The sequence below is a fragment of the Thalassobacterium maritimum genome (genome assembly GCF_031127805.1).
In the GTDB taxonomy this organism is placed as follows: Bacteria; Verrucomicrobiota; Verrucomicrobiia; order Opitutales; family Coraliomargaritaceae; genus Thalassobacterium; species Thalassobacterium maritimum.
Map to the genome: position 1 here is coordinate 1 of NZ_JARXHW010000266.1, position 393 is coordinate 393.

The following is a 393-nucleotide window of genomic DNA, read 5'->3' on the forward strand; positions in this document are numbered from 1 at the left end:
CCTTCCTCCACCGCCCGCGTAAAAGGCTATGTGCGCGTAGTCTCACGTGACTTCGCCTCACGCGGTCACGCAACACCGATGTGCTGCGAAATAATGCTTCAACTGTCTCTTCAAAAACTTTCGTCCAGCACCACTTTTTAAAAAGCGTTCTCTTCCCTGAGCATCTTCCCGGATAGTATACGCCTCGTAGTAAATGAGCCGCAAAGGGCATCGAGAGCTAGTTGCTTTCGATTCACCCGAATTATGCTGCCGGAGTCGATGCTTTAAATTGTTCGTGTAGCCAATGTATAAGCCTGCATCTCGTTCAGACTGTAAAACGTAAACATAAAACATGATTCGCTAAATACTGAAGGATCGCGTGAGACGAAGTCTTTTACGCGACCAATTAATGAT

General features: G+C 46.8%; 1 protein-coding gene. It reads right to left on the reverse strand.

Features of this window, described 5'->3' with window-relative positions:
* Positions 1-57 precede the first annotated feature (57 nt).
* Complete coding sequence (locus QEH52_RS20630) at positions 58-333, reverse strand: GIY-YIG nuclease family protein (RefSeq protein ID WP_345785487.1); 276 nt, start codon at positions 331-333, stop codon at positions 58-60.
* Between the last annotated feature and the right edge of the window lie 60 nt (positions 334-393).

Excerpts from the sequence above, each read along its gene's own strand:
- QEH52_RS20630 (WP_345785487.1), bottom strand. The coding sequence starts at position 333 with ATGTTTTATGTTTACGTTTTACAGTCTGAACGAGATGCAGGCTTATAC.